This is a genomic window from Paenibacillus jilunlii (assembly GCF_900102965.1).
Classification (GTDB): Bacteria; Bacillota; Bacilli; order Paenibacillales; family Paenibacillaceae; genus Paenibacillus_AQ; species Paenibacillus_AQ jilunlii.
Map to the genome: position 1 here is coordinate 214,162 of NZ_FNGM01000012.1, position 7,490 is coordinate 221,651.

The 7,490-nt window shown below is 56.6% G+C and carries 4 protein-coding genes; all 4 read right to left on the reverse strand.

Annotation, left to right across the window (positions count from 1 at the left end):
- Nucleotides 1-80: 80 nt before the first annotated feature.
- Nucleotides 81-3,194 (reverse strand): GAP1-N2 domain-containing protein, encoded by a 3,114-nt coding sequence (locus tag BLQ82_RS20455; RefSeq protein WP_074648449.1) that lies wholly within the window; start codon nt 3,192-3,194, stop codon nt 81-83.
- Nucleotides 3,191-4,453 carry a hypothetical protein gene (locus BLQ82_RS20460; protein ID WP_020427113.1) on the reverse strand — a complete coding sequence of 421 codons (1,263 nt, stop codon included), beginning with the start codon at nt 4,451-4,453 and terminating at the stop codon, nt 3,191-3,193. Before BLQ82_RS20460 ends, BLQ82_RS20455 begins: the two co-directional genes overlap by 4 nt.
- Before the next feature lie 610 nt (nt 4,454-5,063).
- Entirely contained in the window at nt 5,064-5,699 is a 636-nt protein-coding gene (locus BLQ82_RS20465; protein ID WP_062519548.1) for a hypothetical protein, read from the reverse strand.
- Between the two features lie 162 nt (nt 5,700-5,861).
- On the reverse strand, nt 5,862-7,136 hold the full coding sequence (locus BLQ82_RS20470) for a vWA domain-containing protein (RefSeq protein WP_074648451.1): 1,275 nt from the start codon (nt 7,134-7,136) through the stop codon (nt 5,862-5,864).
- Nucleotides 7,137-7,490: the final 354 nt, after the last annotated feature.

Genomic DNA, 7,490 nt, shown 5'->3' on the forward strand with positions numbered 1-7,490 from the left:
ACAGCACGATAAGCCTCAATCCTTCGGCATATCGTGCTGTTCAGGTTAATGTGTTAAAAGCCGCTTCGGGCTGCGTTGCTTCATTCGGTTGTTGTATCCCCCGTTGCTGTGGGGGATGGCTTAGGGCTTGGAGAGGCATCCGCTCCAGCGCTCGGAGCGCTGTCTGCGACCGTGCCTGAAGCCGGCTTCAGGGTCAGCTTGTAGTCCCCGGCGATGATCATGTCGCCTGCGGCCAGCTTCGCACCGGCCTCCAGCTGCACGGTCACCTCGTACCCGGATGCCTCCGGCACCGCTCCCGAGGCTCCGGAAGCTACCGGCGCGGTGCCGCCCGCCGCCGGTGAAGGCGTGGCCGCGCCGGCGTTCCCGCCAGCGGCCCCTCCGGTGACGGCGCCTGTGTCCGCGCCGTCCTCACTTCCGGCGCCCGCCTCTGCACCGGCGCCGTCAGTCCCTGCGGGCGCGCTTGCCTCCGCGCCCTCTCCCCCAGCGGCGGCATCCCCGCCGCTGTCAGACCCGGCCGGCGCACTCGCGTCCGCGCCGGCGCCAGGGCTGGCGGCTGCCGTCCCCGCAGCCGCATTACCCGGGACGACCAGGCAATTGCCGGTCGTCGCCGTGACCTTGTAGTCCTCCGTGACATTACCGGAGGACACTACGCTGATCTCCGCCGGCTTGAAGGCGGAGCAGTCGGCGGCAGCGGCAAAGGTGAACACCAGGCCGCTGCCCGTGTCCCCGCCGCCCAGCCGGACGGCGGCGGGAGCGAGAGCGCCAGCCCCGCCCGTGGCGCTTGGCGGCGCACTGCCCGCCGGCTCGGCCGTATCCGCAGGGTCCGGCCGGAGCAGGCTGATGGCGATAATTGCGCCAACCAGCACAATGCCCAGGATGCAGCCGGAGATCAGGATTTGAAATCGGCTGCGGCTGACCCACCGCGCCAGCGGCGAAGCCAGCTGGGAGCGCGCTTCGTTGTAGACATTTTGCAGGGCCGGACCTGCGGCGGCGGCATAGCTTTTGCGGAACTCGCGGCTCTTGAACGCCTCGCGGTCACTGCTCTGGAAATACTTCAGAATGGCCCGGCGGTAACCCGGCCACAGCTTTTTATTCGAAATTGAAAATAGCGGATTCCCCTGTGACCAAGCCAGAAAACGGTAGACCGTCTCCTTGTTATCCCCCGCCTTGCGCTTCACCAGCTCCATAAGCGTCTCATAGTCCAGAGGCCCGTCCTGACGCTCACTGCTGTGATAAAAGGCCAGCGGCAGCCGTTCGAACGGTTCAATACTGCGGGATTCCTTCAGCCAGCGCCGTCCAAGCAGTTGTACATCATCGAGCTCCCGCGGCGAGAGTCCTTCAAAAATCTCCTCCGTCGGCTTCTCCTCCCCGAACCACCGGTAAGCAGCCCGGAGGGCGTTCGCCTTCCGCCGGGTAATGGAATCCAGCGGCGGCTGCCAGTCGGCAGCATCGCGGTAGCGCAAAAAAGAAATGTCCAGCAGCTGCTCCTGGGTCAGCTCCTCCAGCGACACCCGGTTCAGCAGGAAGCGGTCCGAAGCTGTCATCAGCTCCTCCAGCAGCGACAGGGCTTCGGGATACATGCCGCTGCCTCTGCGGCGTTCTTTTTCCGCTTTATCCACCGAATCATGGATCGCCGCTACCTCACCCACCGGATTGGGGTTTTGCTGGAGCTTCTCCAGCAGATACTCCTTCACTGTGTCCCGGACAAAAGACTGCTGCAGCGCTTCCGGCAGGAACCGGCCCCAATGGGCCACAAATCGCAAAATATCCGCCGGGCTTGCCGCCGCAGACAGCCGGGATTCCATATAAGGCTCCAGCAGTGCCCGGCGGAACACAGGCTGGGCCAGCACTCTTTTGAAAAAAGACGCGCTAAGCTCATCATTGCTCTCAATAATGCCGTAAGCCGCCGCCAGCGCATCTTCACGGTCCGCAGACTGGGCATTGAGCATGCCGTTGATGAAATAATCCACGATTTTGACCCGGTAATTATGGCCCTTCAGCGCAAAATACTCCACAAACCGCTCCATAATCTCCGGCACAGGCACGCCTTTTTGACGGATCAGGTCATATTCGCGGTCAAACCGCTCCAGGAACATATCGTTCAGCCGCACCCGTGCCTCAAGCGCACCCTCCGGCTTCAGGTAGGCCAGCAATCCGCCCAGCACAGCCTGTTTGTTCCCGGTGTACAGACTCTCATTGCCCTGCTCGATTTCATAAAATACCGCCAGCTCATTGTACAGCGCGAGCGACAGCTTGCGCTCCACACTCTCTCCGGGCAGCAGCGAGTCAGCAAAACGTGCAAAGTCCTCCAGCCCGCGTTCCGGCTCCTGCAATGACTTCCACGCCAGTTCTGCGTACGGCTGCTGCGAATCACCAAAGTCTCCACCCAGCACCCGACCCGAGGCCAGATCGAATACAAAGTCCTTTTCAATGCTGCGGTCACCCGGGCGGAGCGAGCCTTTTTCCACGAAGGTCAGATGAATATATTTGCGGCTTTTCGGCTCATTGGCATAGGTGATCACGCCCAGCCTGCGGCGGAAATCATAAGGCAGCGCCTTGAAAAGCACCTCCGTCAGCTCTACCGCCCGCCGGGACAGCTCTCCGATCGGAACGTCCAGGGCTATGTACAGCTTTTTCTTGCCGGCCACGGAGACCATCACCGCCTGCAGCAGCGTCTTGAACAGTTCTTCCGAAATCCCGAGCCCGCGCAGGATACTTAACGGATGGGGCTTCTGCTCCTGCTGTGACACAGGGATAGCCGTAAGCTCCGGCAGCGTTCCGCCCGGCTCTCCCGCATAGCTCCCGGCAAAATCCGCATGGAGAAAGTCCCCGTAACCCTCCAGAATCTCCTCCGAGCGGATGGGCGGCACCACGAAATTATGGGCAAAAAAAGCGCTCCGCTGACCCGTGAAATCCGCCGCCAAATACCGGCTCTGCCCAATCACCGTATCATTCGTTTCTGTATGGAATAAGTGCAGCGCGGCAGGGTACAGCTCCTCATTCTTCTCGCCGCGTGCTGCCAGCTCTGCCGGGGCATCGTAAAGACAGAAGGGATGCAGAATTTTTTTGACAAAATTATTGTCCAGGCTCTCCGACTTCGCTACCGTATCGAATCCTTCTGTCGCCCGGTACACACCACGCCGTTCCCGGGTATACATCTGCTGGGCGATCATGGACCCTGAAAATCTGTTCACGGCCCGTCGCTCCCCTCAATGTAGTTCAGCTTGTGCAGCAGCCAGATGAAAGGCTCGTCCACACGGATCGGGCTGACCACACCTTCCACCTTCTGATTCACCGGATTGCTGCCCAGTGCCGATACGGCAAAATACCCCGTGTTCGCAAAATATACATCCATCGTATCCTTGAACGGACGGTCGACCTTCTCAATGAAGCGGCGGATTTCGCCGTCGATGTTGTGGAACTCGTCCAGATTCAGCGTTTTGCGGTGCACATAGTTGTTGAACACATTGCTGTTGGACTTGATGTAGTCGCCGTCCTCATCCTTGAGCGAATGCAGCATGTCGCTTTTGGCGAGCACAACGGCCGTCGGGATATCGGTTTTGCTCTTTTCCTGATAGGCGATGAAATCACCGAACATAGTCAGCACCACATCACGCGGCTCGTCATACTGGGAGACCCATTCGCCGGGGCGGTCCCCGAAGTTGATCCGGATTTTCTCGCGGATGGAGCGGATTTGCAGCGGGTCGACCATGAACAGAATCCCGGCGGAGTTCTTGATATGCTGGCCATGCAGCCCGAGGTAATCCTGATCGACCATCCCTTCACCGGCGACATCGAAGAATACGAGCGTTAGCGGGGGCTTGGACTCATCCTTGAACACAAATTGGAAAATAAACGGCTCCTGCATTTTTTCCTTCTGGGTCGAAGCCAGCAAATCCCCCCGCTCGAACAGCGGTTCTTCGTACAGCGTGCGGAACTTGCGGCTGATCTCGGCATTCAGCGGCATGCAGGCTGCGTCAAAGTGTCCCGCCGTCGTATGCTGCAGCGTATGGATCAGCGAGGTCATGTACACCGACTTCCCGACCTGGGAAGCGCCAATGATCGAGATAATGTTGCTCGGCACCTTGCCCGCAGTCACCGGCAGCTCATTATGGCAGGACGGACAGAGCCGTCTGCGGGTAAGCACGCCATAGCGGTCTGTAAGACCGGTCAGCACATTGTCGGTATAGTGGTGGTACTCCTCCGGAATATCCGCCGGATTCAGTATAGCCTCCATATCGTCAACCGTATCGAGGCCGAAGCGCTCGCGGTATTTGTTCAGTGCATCGTCTTCGCCCAGCGCATAATTCTCGTCATCCTCGCGGCTGTGCATGGCCCGGAATACCACATCCTCCGGTTCGAACCGCGTGAAGCAATACGGACAGACAATATCATAAAAAAGCGGCCGCGCCTGCGGCTGATTCTTTTTCTTAAACCGGTTAAAAAAAGACATCTCTTGTCCTCCTGAAAGTTTTGTGAGCCTTGCTCCCTAGAATCGCTTCGAACAAAACTCGCCTCGGAAGCATGTGCTTAAGTTTTGCGGAACATCCGCTTCCCCGGTTAGCTTTGCAGCAAAACCCGCTTCGAAGCATTGTCCCGCAGGGATATAAAGTGAGTCTAAGAATCTAGCTTGATGTCTGATGGAAACCCTGTGTTTTCTGAAAATCTACTGGACAGCCTGCCGCAATTCCCAGTTCAGCTTATATAGCGTGAGCACAACTGCTCCGGTTCCCTTTAACTCCTATTTGTGCTGAACACATAACGGACGGTTAAACCTTCAGTTCCTGCATCCAGCCTGCTGCTTAGCTATAACTGCACTTTGTACAGCTATATTAGCCTCCCTGCCTGCCCCTGCTAGTTTAATTGTATTTCATGCAAGTAAAGAGAGGCAAAACGGCCAAATTAAGATGATTTCCAAAATATAGATGTACAAAGTACAATTAAGCGTTGGATTCTGCTGAAAAGGCAGCTTTTAGATGTACGAAATGCAGTTACATCTCCGGTTCGGTGATCAGCACCCGGAATCTATCCCCCAGTCACCAGTTGTTCCCGCCTGCCTCTGCTCACTCCGGCACCAGTTCGTAAAATAAGCCATATTTGCGGCCATCCGTAAAAAAGATGCGTACAGCGTCCTCTTTGCCGATTTCTATCGGCGGCAGAACATTGCGCCCGGCGGCAAAGTCCTGGACGAACGGGAAAAGTACGCCGTCTTCTTTGGAGGCAGGGAAGCCGCCCCGTTTCTTGACATAGCACAGCACTTCTTTTGATACCGGCACTTCAGCCGTAATCGTCATATGTACTGTTTTTTGCTTGCTGAACAGGCTTTTTTTCTGCTGGATGGAATAGTAGATCCGTGCTTTGCCCGCGCTGACCAGCGTCCGGTTCGCCCCATCCCGCTGGCGCACCAGCAGGGTGTCTGTACCATCCGCAATCCGGGCGTAAACGGTATATGCAACCAGGCCGATATCGTCCAAGCGGTCACGGTATCCGTTATTCGCCTTGTACTCCTCACGGGTGTAGAGCTTCATACCGGAGGGCGGCAGCTCTCCGCTGTCCGCCGCCTCCGCAGGTGCCTTATGAATGCAAACCGCCTGCACGCCGTCCGGCCAGCGCCATCGCAGCGTACAGAACCTGTCCTCCACCCGGGAGGACACTTCCGTAATGACCGGTGTGGAGGAATCAACCTCGGCGTACCTCATGACTGTAGGCTCCTTTCAAATATGTCTCACAATAACTAATTCAATATCTCTTACAATATCTCTTACAGTATCTCATTCAATGAACCGCTGTACGCATATTAGGCAGCATGGTGGGCTGGTCAGAGCCCGGTGCGGCATTTTCCCTCCTTGATCCATCCGCCATCAGAACCCTTTGCTGCCCCGGTTTCTGCGCGGAGACGGGAAGCCTGCGGATGGTGCAGCCGCATCGGCGCTTCTTCCTCTTTTGCGGGAAAGCCGTCCTTCTCCAAAAGGTATTACAAAGGTGAATAAAGCAATAATCGCAGCCAGAACAAGCAGAGCCAGCAAACGGGTCATAGCATCGCCGAAGGAATGGCCGTCCAGGCCAAATTCCAGAATCAGTCCGGCGAACAAACCGGAAACCGCACCGCCGGCGCCAAAGCTCCGGGCCAAATGGCGGTTGTCAAACACAATGCCAAGCCCGATCCCCAGAGCCGTACCCACAAGCAGCAGCGCCAAAATCCGTACCCCCGCATAATACGGGCTGTCCGCCGTGTAATCACTGCGCTCGGTCAGCAGCGTCCGGTCGCCCAGCCGGTCATAGATTTGCTGGAACACACCCCCGAGAAGATCTGCATTGGTCACATCATAATACTGCCCGCCGGTTGTGGCGGCGATATCCTGAAGCAACGCTGATCCCGACGGATCATCCAGTGCCAGGCCAATCGTATTTACAGCAATTCCGCGGTTTACATACTCCGTAAGTTCCGTTTCGGTGTCAAACTGGCTGAAGCCGTCCGATAGCAGGATCACCATGGCTCCCCGTCCTGACTGGTTGTCACTGTTAATTACACCCATGGCTTCTGTGAGCGCACCGCTGATATTTGTACCGCCATCCGTGGTCTGCAGACTGTTAATAACAGACGTTACCTGCTCACGGTTCGCTGAGCTGGACAGCGGGATCAGCGGCTGAACCACCGTGGCATCCTGACTGAACGTGACCACAGCCACCTTGTTATCTTCATCCATGCGCTGCACCAGTGACTCAGCTGCCTTATAACGGCTGTTGCCCGGATCGCTCTGCATCATGCTGCCGGAGTCATCAATGACCATGACCACATCTTTGACCGGCTTCACGCCGCCGAAGTTGAGCTCATACACAAACTCCATTACGGAGCCAACTGCGAACAGCAGCACCAGCGTCAAAGGCAGCATCTTCCACGAAAAACCCAGATACCGCTGCTTCCACGACAAGCCGTTCAGTTTTGGCGAGATGATCTCCGCAAGCAGGCAGCCCAGGCCGACCCCAAGTGCCACTATGGCAAAATAGATGCCGACCAGCACTATCGACGGCAGATCGTACGGCCTTTGATCCAGCAGCAGCTCGCCCAGCACAAAGGCCACTCCGCCGCCGAGCAGGCTGAAGAGAAGCAAAAGCAGATTGATTTTACGCTGCATCGCTATCCACCCTTTCCAGGAAAACTAAATTTAAGCACATATGATTTCTGATTGCGCAGGGCAGCTTAAACTCCCTTACCTCCGTTACAAAACGGTCTGCTTAGTGTAAAATGTTGCAAATTGGCTTTCTGCTCCCCGCAGCTACACTGCCGGCAAGTAAGAAGTCCGGGATGAGCAATCTGCAGAGTAAGGAGAAAGGCTGCTGCGATTCTATTGTATTTAGTGCAGCAGAATGGCTCTAAAAGAGGCCATAATCCTATTCTATTGCATTTCCTGCAATAGAATATGCAAGAAAAGCCACATTCAAGCGAATCCTTTGGAATCTGCTGCACTTTCTGCAACAGAATGCCCGCT

Bases quoted from the DNA above. Each gene is read 5' to 3' on its own strand.
- BLQ82_RS20460 (WP_020427113.1), bottom strand. From the start codon at position 4,453: ATGTCTTTTTTTAACCGGTTTAAGAAAAAGAATCAGCCGCAGGCGCGG.
- BLQ82_RS20465 (WP_062519548.1), bottom strand. From the start codon at position 5,699: ATGAGGTACGCCGAGGTTGATTCCTCCACACCGGTCATTACGGAAGTG.
- BLQ82_RS20470 (WP_074648451.1), bottom strand. From the start codon at position 7,136: ATGCAGCGTAAAATCAATCTGCTTTTGCTTCTCTTCAGCCTGCTCGGC.